Origin of the sequence: Priestia sp. YIM B13491, from assembly GCF_042787605.1 — a bacterium.
In the GTDB taxonomy this organism is placed as follows: domain Bacteria; phylum Bacillota; class Bacilli; order Bacillales; family Bacillaceae_H; genus Priestia; species Priestia megaterium_E.
The window spans coordinates 42,625-60,483 of record NZ_JBHZOR010000012.1 but is presented as its reverse complement, the minus strand read 5'-3'; the positions used below and the strand labels follow the sequence as shown (position 1 = coordinate 60,483).

At 33.5% G+C, this 17,859-nt stretch carries 16 protein-coding genes and 1 pseudogene; 10 read left to right on the top strand and 7 right to left on the bottom strand.

Annotated features, from left to right (window positions below; genetic code table 11):
* Nucleotides 1-44: 44 nt before the first annotated feature.
* Both ACFX4E_RS25115 and ACFX4E_RS25110 read left to right on the top strand, forming a co-directional pair.
* Nucleotides 45-1,142 (top strand): group II intron maturase-specific domain-containing protein, encoded by a 1,098-nt coding sequence (locus ACFX4E_RS25115; protein ID WP_377239002.1) that lies wholly within the window; start codon nucleotides 45-47, stop codon nucleotides 1,140-1,142.
* Between the two features lie 190 nt (nucleotides 1,143-1,332).
* The gene (locus tag ACFX4E_RS25110) at nucleotides 1,333-1,596 is read left to right on the top strand and encodes a hypothetical protein (protein WP_377259313.1); all 264 of its coding nucleotides are present in this window, start codon (nucleotides 1,333-1,335) and stop codon (nucleotides 1,594-1,596) included.
* 537 nt (nucleotides 1,597-2,133) lie between these two features.
* On the opposite strand, the gene namA is transcribed toward ACFX4E_RS25110, so the two are convergent.
* The 3 genes from namA to ACFX4E_RS25095 all read right to left on the bottom strand — a co-directional run bounded on the left by namA (nucleotide 2,134) and on the right by ACFX4E_RS25095 (nucleotide 4,578).
* Nucleotides 2,134-3,159, bottom strand: coding sequence for an NADPH dehydrogenase NamA (gene namA, locus ACFX4E_RS25105; protein WP_377256857.1), 1,026 nt, complete (start codon nucleotides 3,157-3,159; stop codon nucleotides 2,134-2,136).
* Nucleotides 3,160-3,201: 42 nt separating this feature from the next.
* Nucleotides 3,202-3,516, bottom strand: coding sequence for an ArsR/SmtB family transcription factor (locus tag ACFX4E_RS25100; RefSeq protein ID WP_097825324.1), 315 nt, complete (start codon nucleotides 3,514-3,516; stop codon nucleotides 3,202-3,204).
* A 156-nt stretch (nucleotides 3,517-3,672) separates the two neighbouring features.
* Nucleotides 3,673-4,578, bottom strand: a complete 906-nt coding sequence (locus ACFX4E_RS25095; protein WP_097825325.1) for an alpha/beta hydrolase — start codon at nucleotides 4,576-4,578, stop codon at nucleotides 3,673-3,675.
* Nucleotides 4,579-5,636: 1,058 nt separating this feature from the next.
* Between ACFX4E_RS25095 and ACFX4E_RS25090 the strand changes: the two genes are divergently transcribed.
* A complete protein-coding gene (locus ACFX4E_RS25090) occupies nucleotides 5,637-6,062 on the top strand; it encodes a GNAT family N-acetyltransferase (protein WP_377256863.1) in 426 nt (141 codons plus the stop codon).
* Nucleotides 6,063-6,245: 183 nt separating this feature from the next.
* Here ACFX4E_RS25090 and ACFX4E_RS25085 read toward each other — a convergent pair whose 3' ends face one another.
* A complete protein-coding gene (locus ACFX4E_RS25085; RefSeq protein WP_377256866.1) occupies nucleotides 6,246-7,145 on the bottom strand; it encodes a LysR substrate-binding domain-containing protein in 900 nt (299 codons plus the stop codon).
* 244 nt (nucleotides 7,146-7,389) lie between these two features.
* Here ACFX4E_RS25085 and ACFX4E_RS25080 point away from each other — a divergent pair, with 244 nt between their 5' ends.
* From ACFX4E_RS25080 to ACFX4E_RS25060, 5 genes and pseudogenes are all read left to right on the top strand, one after another.
* Nucleotides 7,390-8,511, top strand: coding sequence for an MFS transporter (locus tag ACFX4E_RS25080; RefSeq protein WP_377259319.1), 1,122 nt, complete (start codon nucleotides 7,390-7,392; stop codon nucleotides 8,509-8,511).
* Between the two features lie 311 nt (nucleotides 8,512-8,822).
* Nucleotides 8,823-9,800, top strand: coding sequence for a porphobilinogen synthase (hemB, locus tag ACFX4E_RS25075; protein WP_377256869.1), 978 nt, complete (start codon nucleotides 8,823-8,825; stop codon nucleotides 9,798-9,800).
* A gap of 42 nt (nucleotides 9,801-9,842) precedes the next feature.
* A pseudogene (locus ACFX4E_RS25070) lies at nucleotides 9,843-10,401 on the top strand (DDE-type integrase/transposase/recombinase).
* Between the two features lie 283 nt (nucleotides 10,402-10,684).
* The gene (locus tag ACFX4E_RS25065; protein ID WP_162215350.1) at nucleotides 10,685-11,179 is read left to right on the top strand and encodes a 2,4'-dihydroxyacetophenone dioxygenase family protein; all 495 of its coding nucleotides are present in this window, start codon (nucleotides 10,685-10,687) and stop codon (nucleotides 11,177-11,179) included.
* Nucleotides 11,180-11,378: 199 nt separating this feature from the next.
* Entirely contained in the window at nucleotides 11,379-12,668 is a 1,290-nt protein-coding gene (locus tag ACFX4E_RS25060) for an MFS transporter (protein WP_377259310.1), read from the top strand.
* Between the two features lie 324 nt (nucleotides 12,669-12,992).
* Here ACFX4E_RS25060 and ACFX4E_RS25055 read toward each other — a convergent pair whose 3' ends face one another.
* Entirely contained in the window at nucleotides 12,993-14,150 is a 1,158-nt protein-coding gene (locus tag ACFX4E_RS25055) for a sigma-54 interaction domain-containing protein (RefSeq protein WP_377259307.1), read from the bottom strand.
* Between the two features lie 18 nt (nucleotides 14,151-14,168).
* A complete protein-coding gene (locus ACFX4E_RS25050) occupies nucleotides 14,169-14,738 on the bottom strand; it encodes a PAS domain S-box protein (RefSeq protein WP_377259304.1) in 570 nt (189 codons plus the stop codon).
* Between the two features lie 349 nt (nucleotides 14,739-15,087).
* On the opposite strand from ACFX4E_RS25050, the gene ACFX4E_RS25045 reads away from it, so the two are divergent.
* Nucleotides 15,088-15,855 carry a glucose 1-dehydrogenase gene (locus tag ACFX4E_RS25045; RefSeq protein ID WP_377259301.1) on the top strand — a complete coding sequence of 256 codons (768 nt, stop codon included), beginning with the start codon at nucleotides 15,088-15,090 and terminating at the stop codon, nucleotides 15,853-15,855.
* A 282-nt stretch (nucleotides 15,856-16,137) separates the two neighbouring features.
* Entirely contained in the window at nucleotides 16,138-17,142 is a 1,005-nt protein-coding gene (locus tag ACFX4E_RS25040; protein ID WP_377259298.1) for a zinc-dependent alcohol dehydrogenase, read from the top strand.
* Between the two features lie 154 nt (nucleotides 17,143-17,296).
* Here ACFX4E_RS25040 and ACFX4E_RS25035 read toward each other — a convergent pair whose 3' ends face one another.
* Nucleotides 17,297-17,494, bottom strand: a complete 198-nt coding sequence (locus tag ACFX4E_RS25035) for an IDEAL domain-containing protein (RefSeq protein ID WP_225049962.1) — start codon at nucleotides 17,492-17,494, stop codon at nucleotides 17,297-17,299.
* Nucleotides 17,495-17,859 lie beyond the last annotated feature (365 nt).

The window sequence follows — 17,859 nt, the reverse complement described above, 5'->3', positions numbered from 1 at the left end:
ACGTACGGTGTGAGGTGGGGGAAAAGTAAGTATCGTCACAGGTAATGCTGTCGAGAACACTTACCTATCACGCATACCATCTTAACCATAATTGGATAGTAGAACAAACATCTTCATTCTCAGGAAGTACTCTTATTAAAAGATGGCTCAAAATGGGATGCATAGAGCAGGATATGCTCCATAAAACAACAGAGGGAACTCCTCAGGGAAGTATTGTGTCCCCTCTTCTGGCCAATATTGCGTTATGTGGGATGGAAAAAGAGATTGGTATCTTCTATAGAAAAACACACAAATCAAATGGAAGATATAAAATCGATCCCAAATGTAAAATAGGACGTATTCTTTACGCAGATGACTTCGTCATCGTAACGGAAACGAAGGAACAAGCTGAAAGTATGTATCAGAAACTCAATCCTTACTTACAAAAGCGAGGAATTAAATTGAGTGAGGATAAAACCAGAATTACACATATCGAGAGTGGGTTTGATTTCCTTGGTTTTTCACTCCGACAATACAAAACGGAACAAGGCAATAAGTTATTAATCAAACCCAGTAAAGACAGTATCAGAAAAGCAAAAAGCAAGATAAAAGATACGTTCGCAGTGATGCGAGGACGACCCGTAAAAGAACTAATACGTGTTTTAAACCCAATTATTCGTGGTTACGGACAGTATTGGAAACATGTCGTTTCTAAAAAGACGTTTGGTTATATAGACAACTACGTCTTCTTGAAAATAAGGAAACATCTTAGACAATTGCATCCAAGGAAGTCTTGGAAGTGGATTAATAAGCGCTATTTTAAGAAACCCCACCATGGTGGAAATAATAAATGGATTCTCACATGTCCACTTACTAATATTCAATTGTTGAAGATGTCTTGGATTAAAATAGAACGACATGTCATGGTAGCCTACAAGAACAGCCCAGATGATCCGAATCTAAAAGAGTATTGGGAAAAGCGAGACCGAAAGGTCTTTAATAGCGAAAATACTTTAGATAGGATGAAACTCGCAAGGAAACAAGGATATCGTTGTGCATTGTGTAAGCAGACTCTACAAAATGGAGAGAAAGTTACAGTGCGAAACCTAGAGGTTTCTACAGGTAAATTGGCTAAATTAGTACATGTACCATGTCTTGAATAAGTTGTTTGGATAAAAAGAAGGCTTGAGCCGTATGACGGGAAATCTGTCACGTACGGTTCTTAGGGGGGCGGGCGCTCGTGAGAGTGCCTGCCTACCCGACTTAACTGACTTTGTATATCGTATGCAGACCTTTTTAAAGAATATATATGTTAATATGGTATAAAAAGGTATTCCGAGAGGCTGATAGATAATGATGATTGGTATTCCTTTGCTTATTGGTTTAGTACCAGGTTTAATTGTATTATTGTTAACCTGGCTATTTAGGCGTATGAAATGGAGATTACCTGTTAGAATGATTCCTGCAATTTTAACAGTAATAGCTTCAATTGTTCTTTTTTACATTGGTTATGTTGAAGTAAGAGGTTTCGAAGGTGCTGCTTATTTGTTCTTAGCAGTATTTCTAATACTCTTTGCTATCATATCCTTTGTAATGGCAAAAAAGCCTTTAAGATAATATATTCTTAGAGGCTTTTTTGTACCTATAATCTGGATTATGTTAACTAAGATTGTATAGAGTATACAGATTAAAAAGAGAAAAACTCCTGTCGTTGGTCAGGAGTTTTTCAGTAACGTATCAAGGTATTAAAAGTGATACGTAACGTATCTTGAGTAGTTTGCTCGAATAATAATAACTTATTCATTTTTAAGAACTTTTGTTAGAAGTACTATCTGATTATGCAACTCGTTCTTAGTAGGTAAATGTCTACAGTTATCATAATCTGCAATTAGACATTTAACCTCCCTATAGAATAGGAAATGTTCATAGTTATCGAGCATATTTTCTCCTCCTGATGCTATCCCTATCTTTTATATGTACCCCTTCAACACGTTCTTCTAACACATGATTTCCGATAACGTACATAAATGTATACCTTTTTGAACTATCTACACTGGACAGACTTCAACATAGGTTAACTTTATATAGTTATTAATAAAAATTAAGGGCATTTTCTTTAATAAATCTCGAAATTCTGCCAACAGCTGTTTATATTTAAAGCGTTTTAATCCATGACCATGAATACTGTTGCGGCAATTCTAAATCATAATTCAAACGATTGGCTGCATAATATGTCCAGTGAGGATTCACTAATAATTCACGTCCTATAAAAACTAAATCGGCACGTCCATTTGAAATAATTTCTTCAGCTTGTTCTGGCTGAATGACTTTTCCTACTGCCCCTGTAGCAATCTCTGCTTCCTTGCGAATAGACTCTGCATATAAAACTTGATAGCCAGGAAATGTTTTTGCTTTTGCAGGCGTAAGTAATCCATTACTTACATCAATTAAATCTACTCCAAGCTCTTTTAACCATTTAGCATATACAATGCTATCTTCAATTGTGTTGCCACTCTCTGCTTGATCAGTTGCAGAAATCCTTACAAATAAAGGCCCCATCCACTCAGACTGTACTTTTTCAATGACTTCCTTCAGAATACGAAATCTGTCTTCTGGAGAGCCTCCATACTCATCAGTTCGATAGTTAGTAACTGGTGAAAGAAACTCATGAAGTAAGTAACCATGCGCAGCATGGATTTCTACCACATCAAATCCAGCTTCTGTACAACGTCTTGCACTTTGACCAAATGCCTCTACTACTTGATTAATTTGTATCTTAGTAAGCTCTTCAGGAACTTTTCCACCTTTTGAGAAGGCTATAGCAGATGGAGCCGCAATAGGATCATCGATTTTAGCTTTACGGCCTGCATGATTTAATTGCATTCCTACCGCCGCACCTTGACCTTTAATTAAATTGACTAGGTCCCTTAAACCTTCTACTTGCCCATCTTCCCAAATACCGAGGTCGGTTGGTCCCATTCTTCCTTGTTTAGTAACTGCTGTTGATTCAATTATGATAAGTCCCACTCCGCCAACAGCTCTTGCAGGATAATGGATACGGTGCCAATCTTGTACAAGACCAGAACCGTCTTTACAAGCATACATACTCATGGGAGACATGACAATTCTATTTTTTAATTCTAAGTTTTTAATTTTATATGGACTAAATAAATTGGACATTTTATGCACACTCCTGCGAAATGATTGAGGAATGGCTCTTTTCTATAGATCGACTTGAATCTTTTCTTTGAACCGTTTAATATTTTCCTCATTTCTTCGATAATAAGTCCATTGGCTAATATGTTTCGATTCCACTAAGCCTACCTTTTGCAGCTGAACTAAATGATCGGAAATGACTGATTGGGACATCCCAGTTTTCTTTTTAATAGAACTTACACAGACCCCTTTAAAGTCGGAGTTTTTCGGTAAATTAATTTGAGGTTCAAAGTTTTCATCCGGATCTTTTAGCCATTCTAAAATGTTATATCGGGTTTCATTAGACAATGCTTTTAACACAGGTAAAGTTAAAGTATCCATATGCTATCTACCTTTCTAAAAATAAAATCGAATAAACGAATATATAATATATTTTTGTCACCGTTTAAACATAGTATTTATAGTTTATCATATTTAACATTTAACCTTCCTGTAGAAAAAGCCCGGAGATATATCCAGGCATTTTTTCCTCTTTTTTTATTTAGTTTGTTTTGAAAAGATTTCGTTCATGAAATCTCCAGCACTTAGAATAGCTTCCTTGCCTTCTTCTAGGAAAGAATGAAATGCTGGCCAGTTATGAACCATACCAGGGAAGGACCTAAATCTAATGTCGATTCCTGCTAATGCAGCATTGTTAACAAATGTTAAAGCCTCACTTAACATTACTTCAACTTCTCCCACCATTACATAGATTGGTGGTAACCCTCTTAAATCACCATAAATTGGTGATGCTAAAGGAGCCTCTGGTGAAGTACCATTTAAATACGTTTCTGCTAGATATTTAACACCTGCAGTTGAATTCATTGGGTCAATTCCTTCTTTTGTTATATAAGTTTCACCAGTTTGAGCCAAATCAATCCAAGGTGAAATCATTACACCACCAGCTGGAAGAGGTAACTTTGTATCACGAATGCTCATTAATAATCCAGCAGTCATGCTTCCTCCTGCTGATTCACCAGCAATAATAATATTTTTAGCATCATAACCTTGATCTAATAACCATGTATAAGCTTTTAGTGCATCTTCAATTGGTGCAGGAAATGAATGCTCAGGAGCTAATCGGTAGTTAATTGCAAGTGTACGTGCTTTCGCTGCTCTTCCTAATTCACTCGTTTCTCCGCGATGAGATGCAATACTTCCAAATAAGAAACCTCCACCGTGTAGGTAAAGAAGTACACGATCATCCTTAGATTCAGGAACGATTTGCCACTCGCCTTCCATTCCGTTAATATCTACTTTTTCTGTTGCTACATCATCAGCAACTGGTAATTTCCCATACATTTTCTCAGCTTGCACACGTAATTCTTCAACCGGAATAGTGAAGTCAGGTATATTATCTTTGAAGAAATTATTTGCTTTTTGAATATCTTTATAGTTACTCATATATAACACTCCTTAAAATTATGAAGATTAACTTCATTTATTCAGTTAAAACTACACCTATTTATTACAAACATTAACTACTCAAATATAGAACCTTTCAAGCACAATACAGAGTATTAATCGGTTTTTACCGATATTAACATTTAAAAATTTTTATATGGTTTATTCCTATATGTTTTTTAATTCCATTCTATATCACTAAAATTAAAAAGGTACCTCTATCCTTTCAAGCTTTAAATAAAACACATTGGTTAATCGCCAAAAACCGATTAACTGGTGTAAAAAAATATATTTTGGATATTTCAATTGTATCCACGTGAATATAATTAACATTATTGTAAATGAAAGTTAGTTAATCTCTTTTTCCCGATATTGTAATGCAAAATAGGTTTTATATTGCGCTTGAAAGGTGTAAGGAAAATTTAACACACTTAAAATATATCGTCAACTAAAAAACGATAACCAATATATTACAGTTTATATCTGTATCATAATACAAAGTTAGTTTATATATACAATTATACTTAGTTTTGTCTATTATTTATTTGAAATTATGTTACTTATCACTCCTTATATAGATATAAAGTTTTTACTTCTTATCATATACCACTCTCTCTTCTACTTTCCTTTGGAGAATTTTTTGTATTCGCGATAAATAAACATAAAATTCACAATTATTTAATGTTGATGTGTTTTTAATAAGGAAAATTCAATCAAAAATAAAAATAATACTTTTTTTATATAGAACAGTAAATGAATAAACTATCTTCTAAAAATAATTGTTTTATCACTTACACTTAGTGACGACAAATACGCTATTTTTCTACAACGTATATACTTCTAAATCACAGAATATCAATTATTATTTAACAGTTATTTCTTTTACTCCGACTTTCGTGTTTCTAAATAGGTATACTTTTACGGACGAAATATTTAATTCTATTATAAGATGTTAAAGTAATTATTATCGTTAACAAAATAAAAAGCTATCTTGGCAGTGTGGAAGTGAGGTACCTATAATAAGAGTTAAGCATACTAATAAGAGTGGAGAAGATAAAATGGTGCAGGTAAGAATGGCAACACTTAATGATTTAGAGAAACTGGTATGTATTGATTCTGAAGTTATCGGTAACAGAGAAAGAGAAGCAGACCTAAGGGAGTTCATTAAACAGAATAGATGTTTTTTAGGACAAATAGAAGATCAGATTGCCGGTTTTCTAGTGTATCATAAACATTTCTTTGGTCATTTGTTCATAGAATTAGTGATTGTACGCCCGACACTACAACGACAAGGTATTGCAAAAACACTTATGAAATATGTAGAAAATGTTTGTCCCACAAATAAAATTTTTTCATCAACGAATAAATCAAATGAAAAAATGCAAAAAGTCTTTAATTCACTGAATTATGTTAGAAGTGGATGTATTGATAATTTAGATGATGAGGACATAGAAATCGTATTTTTCAAGAAAATTAGTAACTAACAATAAGAGACCTTGAAGTTTCAGGTCTTTTTTAGTGCCGGGAATGGCGATTATGGTAACTAGGCATACGTAGGATATACCATTTTCATTTTATATACTTGTACTTAAACTAATGACTAGTTTAAGTGCAAGTATAAATTCGTTAGAAACTGTGCTTGAACTCAAATAATATCAAAAACAATCCTACTTAATAAAAATCGGAATGACAGATTCTTTTACTAATTCAACAAAAGCTTTGACTATTGACGATTGATTTTTACTTTCCCATACAAGGGCCGTTACAGTATTAAATTTGTTATTCCTAATGTCCCGATATATAACTTCATTTTGTAATAATAATTGGATGGAAGCAGGAACGATAGCTACACCAATTCCTGCAGAAACTAAAGATATAACCGTAGACATTTCTGCTGTTTCTTGTACAATGTTTGGACTAAACCCTGCTTCATAACAGCTGTTAATCACCCCATCATAATGATGTTGGTTTGATTTTCTTCCAATTAAAATAAATGGATCATTGGCTAACTCAATAAGATCAATTAAGGATGTTTTGAAAGCTAAAGGGTGTTCTTTTGGTAAGGCTACAACCATAGATTCTCGTCTAATTATTTCAAAATTAAGTGTTTCATCTTCAATGGGTTCACTAATTATCCCAATTTGAATAGTTCCCTCTTGTAAGGCTTTTAATTGTTCTGCAGACGTAAGTTGTTTTAAAACTACATGAATAGAAGGATATTGTTTTCTGTACTGTTTTATGATGGTTGGAAGAACATCATAAGCTGATGAAGCTAAAAAACCAATAATGATTTCTCCAAGCTCTCCTCGACTTACCATTCTAACTGTTTCGATTGATTCATCTAAACTTTTGAAAAGCAGATAAACTTTTTCTAAAAACACTTGCCCTTCTTTGGTTAACTCCACATGTCTTTTCGTCCGATAGAAAAGTGAGACTCCCAATTCTTCTTCTAACTTACGGATCTGAAGGCTTAATGGCGGCTGTGCCATGTTTAAACGGGCTGCAGCTTTGCCAAAATGTAGTTCTTCAGCTACTGTTTTGAAATATTTCAAATGACGTAATTCCACTGTAATCCCTCTCTTATTGTTTTTAATACTTTTAATGTATTAATTACTTATAATATATATATTAGACATGTTTATTCGCGTCTTGTAAAGTAGAAACGAAGAATTCTTCATATACAGTTACATTATTTAGAGTCATCAATAAAGAATTAATAAGTTTTAATCACGCAGAAAGAGGGTTCTTAGGTTGAATTCACCAATATCGAAATTATGGACGTGGCAGTTTTTCCTTATTATTTTAATAACTATGTCATTTTACCTGTGTCTACAGATGCTTACAGGGGGATTTTCAATTTTTGTTACAAAACTTAGTCACAACCCAACCTTAGGAGGCGTTATGACGACAGCTTTTATGTTGGCCGCGATTATAACTCGTCCAGTAACAGGAATTTTAATGCATAAAATAAATATCAAAAAGGGGCTATGCGTTATGCTCCTTTTTGTACTTGTTTGTATCATGATTAGTTACGGTCAACAAGTTATTCCTTTATTAATATCACTACGAATTTTAGAAGGTATAGGCTTCGGAGTTACAACAACTCTATTAGCTACACTTGCAACAAATTTGATTCCCGAAGAACGAATGGGTGAAGGGATTGGCTACTTTGGAATGGCGACAAGTCTAGGAGCAACTCTCGGTCCGATGATTGCCCTATCAATTTTACATTCATTCTCTTTTAAATTTCTTCTTTTTGTAACCATGTTTCTAATAGTAATCTCATTTGTTTTTTCATTTTTTATCAAAATCAAACAATCGCAGTCATTTGCTGAACCGCCGACCCAAAAAGAAGCATTAATGGATTTTGTTTTTGATAAACGAGCTATGCTTCCATGCTTTTTAGTCATGCTTTTTTATTGCACTTATTCCGGTATTGTGAATTTTATTAATAGTCTAGGGGAAGAAGAGCATTTAGGTAGCAAAGTTTCTCTCTTCTTTTTAATTATTGCCGTTGTCATCGTATTAGTTAGACCCTTTTCAGGAAAAATTTATGATCAAATGGGGCATAAGTACTTAATTTATCCGGCAAGTATCTGCAGTATCATTGGTTTGATCTTAATTGCATTTGCACATGGCTTTACGACATTTTTCATTGCAGCCGTACTTTACGGTATTGCTTACAGTGTCATGCAACCCTCATTTCAAGCATGGGCTGTAAGCAAGGTATTTGCTGATAAAAAAGGGACGGCCAATGCCATGTCCCTTAGTTCTATGGATTTAGGAATGGCCCTTGGTTCTCCAATTCTTGGTGGTGTTGCCAGTTTAACAGGTTACAGAGGGATGTACAGCCTTTCCTCCCTGTTAATTGTCGCCCTTGTCTTAATGTATATGATGAGACACCTTAAGGACATTAAGGCGCAAAAGGTATAATTAAAATTCAACTAGCTAAAGGAGACAATTGCCATTTAGAACTGGGAAATTAAATTATGTAACTTCATCTAAGTTTAAAAAGCGCGCAAATTAAGATTTTTAACTGGTGAAAACCTTCATGCGAAGATAGTCCAAGACCATGGGAAAGTAACAGCTACTCTTCATTATCTAGAATCATAAAATTATAATTACAACAAACAGCAATAACGGCAAATGTTTAAAGAAAAAGAAGACTCTATAGTTAATGCTGTAATAAAAAATTATTGAGTGAAAGAATCTTGAATTAATCTATAAAGAAAGAAGGAATAAAAATGAATACTTTAAGTTTTAGACGTCACCGTCACCTACGTTCCTCAGAAAACATGCGCACGATTGTTCGAGAGACTCATTTATACAGAGAAGATTTAATCTATCCTTTTTTCGTAGTTGAAGGCGGAGAAGAGAGAAAACCGATTAAATCTATGCCTGGTATAGAACAAATTCCTTTAGATCTATTGAATGATGAAATGAGTGAAATTGTAGAATTAGGTATTAAAGCTGTCATTGTTTTTGGTATCCCATTAGAAAAAGATGAGATTGGTTCTGGAGCTTATCATGATCATGGGATTGTCCAAAACGCTATTCGCCAAATTAAAGAAAAATTTCCTGAGTTGATTGTTATTGCTGATACTTGTATGTGCGAATTTACAAGTCATGGACATTGTGGCGTTGTTCAAGGAGAAAAAGTCTTAAATGACCCTTCCTTAGATTTATTAGCTAAAACCGCGATTAGTCAAGCTCAGGCAGGAGCAGATATTATTGCACCTTCTAATATGATGGATGGATTTGTTAAAGCTATTCGATTGGGCTTAGACAGTGCTGGATTTGAAAATATACCGATTATGTCTTATGCAGTAAAATATTCATCTGCTTTTTATCAACCTTTCCGTGAAGCTGCGGAATCAAGTCCAGAGTTCGGCGACCGAAAAACCTATCAAATGGATCCGGCAAACCGTTTAGAAGCATTGCGTGAAGCTGAATCTGATGTATCAGAAGGAGCAGATTTTATCATCGTAAAGCCTGCTTTATCTTATTTAGACATTATTCGTGATGTAAAAAACAGATTTAAGCTACCAATAGTGACATATAATGTGGGTGGTGAATACGCTATGGTTAAAGCTGCAGCAATAAATGGTTGGATTGATGAAAAACAAACAGTGTTAGAAGTACTAATCTCTATGAAACGAGCAGGTAGTGATTTAATCATTACTTATCATGCTAAAGATGTTGCTCGATGGTTGTCGGAATAAACGATTCTGGTATAAGAAATCTATTAAACATAACCTGCTGACATTATTTTGCCGACGTTAGAATGTTGCCTACGGGTTAATTTGAGTTTTGGGTATTTTGGCTGAAATAATGGAGACACAGGGAATATCCATTCCAAATATAAAAATTATACGTTTAGAATTAGCTGAAAAGAGTAAGGCATTACCTTAAAGTAACAAATGGCTCTTGAAAAATCGATGAAATATATATTAAGGTAAAGGGCAATAGATATACCTATATCGTATAGCCGATTACGAAGAAAACACCTTGATTTTTATCTTAGTAGAATAAGAGACAAAAAAGCTGCAAAGCGCTTCTTCAAAGAAGCTTTGTAGCTTTTTGATGTTTCAGTTTCATGTGTCATAACAGCAGATAAGACCTCTTCCCTACCATGGAGAAATTCAGGCAAGTTAAGTAGAGCTCAATTATAAGGTAGAGCAAGATCACTGTTTAATTCGTTCTATGCTGGGATTGAAGTTACTTCGTACAGCTATTTACATACTGTGTGGTACAGAAGCCATACATATACTTAAAAAGAAACAAATTCGTCAAAGGGTGATGTCTATTCAAAATCAAAAATAATTCATCCATAAGCCATTTGGATTGGCTTCATAAGCTAACAACTTTAGAGAAACTCCCTCTTTATGTTTTTAGTGAATAATCAGTCTTTATACCAGACACAAACCGTGCATATTTGCACATAACGTGCGAATGTGCACGGTTTTTACATGAAAAAGTTTTAAAAATTGCTGTTTGTCTTTTTAAATAACTTAATTTCAATAAAATTATATGTTGGCACGAATATTGCATTCTTAATAAATGACAAAACATATTGTCAAAATGTGATTAATTAGGAGGAATAAATGTGTCAACAACATTAGATTTAAATGCGTTTACGGAGAAATATAATTTACCGGATCAAGCCATTGATGTTAATGAGATTCCTTGGGTACCAACTTTTACGGAAGCAGATGGTGTCTGGTTTAAGCCGGTCCGATTTGATTTAACAACAGGTAACTGGATTCATATTTCAAAATTTAAAGCAGGTAAAGGCAACGCGCGACACCGACATACGGGGGGGACTGTGTTGGCCTATACACTTCAAGGAACCTGGAGATATTTAGAAAGAGACTGGATAGCCAAGCCAGGTACTTTTGTTTATGAACCGCCAGGTGATATCCATACCTTAGTAGTGGATGAAGGAGAAGATATGATTACCCTTTTCAATTTAGGAGGGGTCATTGAATATTTCGATAAAGATGGAAATGTCACATTACAGGATGATATTTTCTATAGAATGAAAAAATACTTCGACTACTGTGAAGAACATAATATTCCTGTGAAAGATTTAACTTTTTAATTATGATCTCTTCTGAAATAATATTGTTGTTTAAATAATTTCTAGCTCATTCATTTTATTTGAATGAGCTAGAAATCAAACATCCTGTACAACATAATTTTAATAATAAAAATAGGCTAACATATCTGCATTATTGTTTGGAAACGCTTTCTTAATTAATTTTTTTGGGGGTATAAAATGGATTTTCAAGAGAAAAAGGATGAAGCTCTTCGTAAAAAAAGCAGCGATTGCAAGTATTGTAGGAACCTCTATTGAATGGTATGACTTTTTTCTATATGGAACTATGGCAGCGTTAGTTTTTCCAAAGCTATTTTTTCCAGAATCTGATTCTTATATCGGCGTATTGCAGGCATTTACAACTCTTTTTATTGGGTTCCTTGCCAGGCCTATTGGAGCTATGATATTTGGTAATTACGGAGACCGAATTGGACGAAAAGCAACCCTAGTTATCACACTTCTGTTGATGGGTATTAGTAGTACACTAATAGGCCTGTTGCCTACTTACGAAAATATTGGCATTTGGGCGTCTGTTTTCCTCGTATTATTAAGATTCATTCAAGGAATTGGTGTTGGGGGTGAATGGGGAGGATCAGTTGTCCTTTCTATAGAGTGGAGTTCTAAAAAACACCGTGGATTAATGGGAAGTATGACTCAATTAGGTGTTCCGATTGGACTTTTAGTATCAACATGTGTTGTTTCAATTTGTATATTTTTTACTGGTGATAGCTTTGAGTCATGGGGATGGAGAATTCCTTTTCTAATAAGTATTTTACTTGTAGGTGTTGGTCTCTTTATCCGTCTAGGTATTAAAGAATCCCCACAATTCTCAAAAATGAAAGAAGAAAATCTTGTAGCTAAACGACCTGTTCTGGAAGTTATTAAAGAACATCCAAAAACTATTATGCTCGCTGCCTTTTCTCGTTTATCAGAACAAGTACCTTTCTATCTCTTTACAACTTTCGTTATTTCTTATGGGACGGAACAAATTAATTTAGATAAACAATTTCTTACGAATACCGTTTTACTTGTTTCAGTTGCATATCTTTTTGTTGTCCCTCTTTCTGCTTATTTATCAGATAAATTCGGCCGCAAAAAAATGTACTTTATTGGAAGTTCAATCACGCTCTTATTTGCATTTCCTTACTTTTATCTTTTGAATACTGGGGTATCTTCCTTAATCATTCTAGCTATTGCGATTTCAGGTATAGGTCCTGGCATGGTATATGGTCCACAAGCTGCCATGATTGCAGAGAATTTTCCACTTCACCTTCGTTATAGTGGATCATCATTAGCTTATCAATTGGCTTCTATTATTGGAGGAGGGATTGCTCCTATGATTTCCCTTTTTCTCTTCCATGAATTCGGAAGCACAACACCGATCAGCCTGTACATCATTCTCTGTTGTATTATTGCTATTGTTTCTGTTTCACAATTTAAAGGAGCAGGACAAGCGAAAGATGATAATCATGATATAAAACAGACAATGTAAATAAAAAATATTTTTTTAGAGAGATATAATTTTATAATCGAAACTTAAGAGGTTCTGGTGCGAATTCACACTAGAACCTCTTTTACAATTGGAATTATTACACCCGAAATTTTTTTGATTGACTGATTATTTGTAGATTATCATCGAAAATAACAATATAGAAACACTCTTTACTACCTTATTAACTAATGGATATATAATGATGTTTATATTTCGTTGACTTAAATTGCTAAGGTATTTAATCTTTGCAATCATGCACAAATTTGCATTTTCGTACACACTATACATCATTAAAGCTACTAATGGGTTAGTAAAAGTATTTATTTACTTAATAAGATTGAGCCCTATTTTTTTTGCTTTGCGAACTAAGGTTGTTCGATGCATACCCAATCGATCAGCTACAAGACTAACATCTCCAAGGTCTTCCCACGTTGCTTTAATAACTTGAAATTCAATATCTTTAACGATGTCATCAAGTTTTTTGAGTTTTTTGATATTTTTAGATATAGTTGAGTTTTTCGAATCATGTACATAGTCAGGCAAATCATGTACGTCAATCATATTACCATCACAAAGAACCACTAACTGCTCTATTAAATACTGCAATTCTCTTACATTCCCTGGCCATTCATAATTCTCTAACGCTAAGTAAACTCCCTTCGATAAATGAACTGAACTTTTATATTGATCATTATACTTATTAAGAAAATAATTCGTTAATACATAAATATCCTCTTTATAATCTCGTAGAGATGGAAGTTTAATGGGCACTACTGATAAACGATAGTAAAGATCCTCTCTAAACTTTTTTTCGGTAATTAGTTGTTTGAGATTCTGGTGTGTTGCTGCAATAACTCTAACATCTACTTCATTTGAATTATTTCCCCCGACTCGTCTAACTTTTTTATCTTGTAAAAAAGTTAAAAGCTTAACCTGTAAATGTAACGGTAATTCCCCAATTTCATCAAGAAATATTGTTCCTTCATGAGCAATCTCTAGTAACCCTGCTTTCCCGCCTCGTACAGCACCTGTAAATGCTCCATTTGCATAGCCAAATAATTCGGATTCAATCAACTGTTCCGGAAGAGCGCCACAGTTAACTTCTATAAAAGGCTTGGATGACCGACTGCTTAATTGATGGATCGCTTTAGCTACTACATTTTTTCCGCATCCAGTTTCGCCTAAAAGTAGAACTGTAGAATCAACGCCTGCAATTTTATTGATCTTTGTTTTAACGGTACGAATGGTATGACTATTGCCAATTAATCCTGGCACCTCAACGATTTGAGAACGAAGAACTTGTAATTCTACCTTTTGGTTATTGTTCATAATTTCTTGAGCTTTTAAAGATTCCCTTAATCGATTCAGTTCAGTCATATCATAGACTGTGTTGAACATTTTTACTAAATCCCCATCTTGATTAAAAATTGGATTTCCAGTTACTAACCATAGTTGATCTCCATCTTTAATTTTTTGTAACATAGAAACTGTCTTTTTATTTTAAAGTACTTTTAATGTAATGGAATTGTCAAAATATCCTCTATAGACTAATTCGGATACATGACGTCCAATGACCTCTTCCTTGTGTATTCCAGTCATTTGGGAATATTTATTATTGATTCGAAGAGTAAACCCCTTTTCATCTGTGATATATATGCCATCATGGACAGAGTCGATTATCATATCCATTTCATTAATTTCAGTTTGAGATTTCTCCATTCTACTTTGATAGACATACAAAGGCTCTAAAGTTTCTAATAGAAATATAACGTCATTAAAGCTAATTTTCCGTACAGATCGATAATAATTGATTTCATTTATAGAAAACTCACTATCCATTTGATCTATATTATTATCTACTAATTGTTGACTTAAAAAAAATAGTGAAGAATCATGAAAAGAAAAGCCCTTTTTAAAATTAAAGAGTTTTTTCGCTGGGTCATTATAATGCAACAAAGATCCATTTTCATGAAATAACATAGTCGCGTGTTCCATTATATCTATAAATGTATCTAGCTTAGTCATCTTTATTAATTTTTTTTCGAGTTTGTTGTCTAATAATTGATTCATTTTCCCACCCCTTATTAACATAAAAACATTGTTAAATATAATTTTTATTATACCATTGATTTTTCATTTCTAATTTAGAGCCTTCATCTTGAATAAACTTACAAATTAGAAAGGTAACATAGATATTTTTTATTATGTCATATAGAATTTTTAGTTCCCGTTCGTATAGTCCAAAAATATAAGTTGGTATGGAAATTGCATGTTATTAAAGTGATGATAAATACGCAGTGAGGGAGAAGAGGAAACGGGTTAAATTATTGTGATCTATCAATTGCTTGTTAGAAATAGGACAAATTGAAATTGTTAATCAAAGAAATTCACTTTTAAAAATAAAGGAAGTGTGCGAAGAATGACAGCAAAAAATCTGTTTGATTTATCTGGAAAGACGGCTTTCATAACTGGGGGGACCGGAAGCTTGGGAAAAGGTATAACTTTAGCCTTAGCAGAAGCAGGCGCTGAAGTTGTGATTTCTGGAATTGAAAATATAGAAAAGTTATCTATTATCCAACAAGAGTTTGAAAATAAAGGTTTAAGATCTTCAGTCATGAATCTTGATGTGTCTAATTATGAAGAAGTTCTAACTCTTACGAAAACCCTCAAAAATAAGTTTGGAAAAATAGATATCCTCGTAAATGCAGCAGGTATTAACATTCGTGGCCCCATCTTGGAAACGACTCTTGAAGACTGGGAAAAAGTCATCAATATTAATCTTCGAGGGACATACTTTGTATCACAGGCAGTAGCCCGAATCATGATGAATCAAAAAAGTGGGAAGATCATTAATATATGTTCATTAAGCAGCCAGATTGGCTCGCCTAATATGGGACCATATGTTGCCTCTAAAGGTGGCGTTGATCAAATTACTAAAGCAATGGCGATTGAGTGGGCTTCTCATATACAGGTTAATGCCATTGCTCCTGGATATTTTCACACAGAGTTAACTGCGCCTCTCTTCAAAGATCCAGAGCGTAGCAAGGTTATTCTGAGTCGAATACCTCAAGGTAGACTTGGTGTTGAATCAGACCTTGCAGGAACTGCTGTTTACTTAGCTTCAGATGCTTCTAATTATATAACTGGGCAAACCATTTATGTTGATGGCGGATGGGTAGCATCTTAAAATGGTTAATCAATCTTATTTCTAAATTACAATAAAATCTCAGGGAAGACCGAAATCGGAAAGGATTTTACTAAACCTCCAAATTGATATGGCTTTCATTTGTTATTTATAAGATAGTTAAAAAGAAGATATAAATGAATGCGTTTTCTTAGGTGTTTTGATATATAAGGTCAGCACAACTCAAATTTTTAATCAGCTAGATAAGCAACATAATTCAAAGTTTTTGTGAAAATATGAAATTCTTCTAATAGGAAAAAAGTATCTTTAGGATGTGATAATTAAATGTTAACAGTTGTTAAAACAGAAAAAGTAAGAGAGCTTAAGGTACAAAATCAAGAAAAGCCTCTTTTAGATAAAAATGAAGTTCTAATTAAGGTCGACTATTGTGGTGTGTGTGGAAGCGACCTACATGCCTATAGCCACTCTAAAGGATATGAGTTTGTTGAAAAACCTATTATTCTTGGCCATGAGATATCAGGTGAAGTTGTTGAAAGTTATGATAAGTCAACCAGTCATTTAATAGGAAAAAAAGTAATTGTTGAATCCATGAATTATTGTGGGGAATGTGAAAACTGCAAAAATGGTCGCCATTCAATATGCGAACACAATAAAGTCATAGGGCTACATTATGACGGAGGAATGGCCCAATTTGTCAAAACAAAATCGATATATGTAAGAGAAATTCCTGAAGATTTGTCCGTTAGTACTGCAGCTTTAAGTGAACCTCTTTCAATTGCTGTTCACGCTGTTAATAGAGCTGGAGAGATTAATAATAAACATATTGTGCATGTGCAAGGACCCGGTATTATTGGTTTTTTCGTTGGACTAGTATGTGTGCAAAAAGGTGCGAAAGTAATATTATCCGGGCTCGAAAAGGATTATGAAAATCGATTATCAAAATGCTCTGAATTCGGTATGATTCCCCTTATTGCTGACAAAGAAAGTTTAACTGAAAAAGTTGATGTTTTATTTGAATGTTCAGGATCAAATGCTGCCGTTAAAACTGGTTTTAAAAGCTTAAAAAAAGGCGGAAGATCAATATTTGTAGCATTATACGAGCAAGAAATCAACTTATTTTTAACACAATTTGTTAGAAATGAATGGCCTCTTATTACAAGTTATGGATGTGGACCTGAGGACTACCTTGATGCTTTTAAAATATTAAAAAAATATGAAGAGCCACTAAATCGTATTATCACTCTATACCCAGCTTCACAAGCAAATCAAGCTTTTAAAGATAGTTTAAACCAAGATGTTCTTAAGGTAGTACTTTCTTTACAAAAATAATTTGAATTCTCAGTTCTAGTACAAATGCTTAAAGAAGTGAAAGGTCCCTACTCGAATTAAGATTTAAAAAGCACTTTCAATTTAAAAAGGAGTTTTGCTCTTATTAAGCAAAGCCCCTTTTTTCACGAGTTTCTTCTATTATATATTGCTTTTATCAAGATACAGATTTAAGTTTCTCTGTTAAACGTAAAAAAGCTTCTTTATCTCGATTTTGTAATGACTGATCAATTTTCTCAAGAATTTGTTTCTTTTTAAAATCACGAAGAGATTTACTTAGTATCAATTGTGCTTTAGTTGAATCTGACACCTCTACTTCTGGTTGTTGAATATCACCCGACACATGATTTTCCATAAACGTTTACTCCTCCTCTTTTTTATATGTATATGTGAAAGTATTCCCTTTTTTCATCTTTTTAATACTAGATTGATAGATATAATGAAACATAGATTATCTTCCAATACACATATACATAGTACCCTTTCATGCATAATCTTTAACATAGATATAAACTCTAATAAGAATGTGAAAAACTATTTATTTAAAATAAGATGCATTTAAAGCAATAACTATACATAATAAAAAAATATTTAAATTCACTTATTGAAGTAAATGTATAAACTAACTTATAAAAAACATAGTTTCAACATTTACTCTAAGTGACGACAAATACAACGTTTTTCTACAAGGTGTGTAAATGATAAATCGTTTATAACGAA

Bases quoted from the DNA above. Each gene is read 5' to 3' on its own strand.
- ACFX4E_RS25115 (WP_377239002.1), top strand. From the start codon at position 45: ATGCTGTCGAGAACACTTACCTATCACGCATACCATCTTAACCATAAT.
- ACFX4E_RS25110 (WP_377259313.1), top strand. From the start codon at position 1,333: ATGATGATTGGTATTCCTTTGCTTATTGGTTTAGTACCAGGTTTAATT.
- namA (WP_377256857.1), bottom strand. From the start codon at position 3,159: ATGTCCAATTTATTTAGTCCATATAAAATTAAAAACTTAGAATTAAAA.
- ACFX4E_RS25100 (WP_097825324.1), bottom strand. From the start codon at position 3,516: ATGGATACTTTAACTTTACCTGTGTTAAAAGCATTGTCTAATGAAACC.
- ACFX4E_RS25095 (WP_097825325.1), bottom strand. From the start codon at position 4,578: ATGAGTAACTATAAAGATATTCAAAAAGCAAATAATTTCTTCAAAGAT.
- ACFX4E_RS25090 (WP_377256863.1), top strand. From the start codon at position 5,637: ATGGTGCAGGTAAGAATGGCAACACTTAATGATTTAGAGAAACTGGTA.
- ACFX4E_RS25080 (WP_377259319.1), top strand. From the start codon at position 7,390: ATGTCATTTTACCTGTGTCTACAGATGCTTACAGGGGGATTTTCAATT.
- hemB (WP_377256869.1), top strand. From the start codon at position 8,823: ATGAATACTTTAAGTTTTAGACGTCACCGTCACCTACGTTCCTCAGAA.
- ACFX4E_RS25060 (WP_377259310.1), top strand. From the start codon at position 11,379: ATGAAGCTCTTCGTAAAAAAAGCAGCGATTGCAAGTATTGTAGGAACC.
- ACFX4E_RS25055 (WP_377259307.1), bottom strand. From the start codon at position 14,150: ATGTTACAAAAAATTAAAGATGGAGATCAACTATGGTTAGTAACTGGA.
- ACFX4E_RS25050 (WP_377259304.1), bottom strand. From the start codon at position 14,738: ATGAATCAATTATTAGACAACAAACTCGAAAAAAAATTAATAAAGATG.
- ACFX4E_RS25045 (WP_377259301.1), top strand. From the start codon at position 15,088: ATGACAGCAAAAAATCTGTTTGATTTATCTGGAAAGACGGCTTTCATA.
- ACFX4E_RS25040 (WP_377259298.1), top strand. From the start codon at position 16,138: ATGTTAACAGTTGTTAAAACAGAAAAAGTAAGAGAGCTTAAGGTACAA.
- ACFX4E_RS25035 (WP_225049962.1), bottom strand. From the start codon at position 17,494: ATGGAAAATCATGTGTCGGGTGATATTCAACAACCAGAAGTAGAGGTG.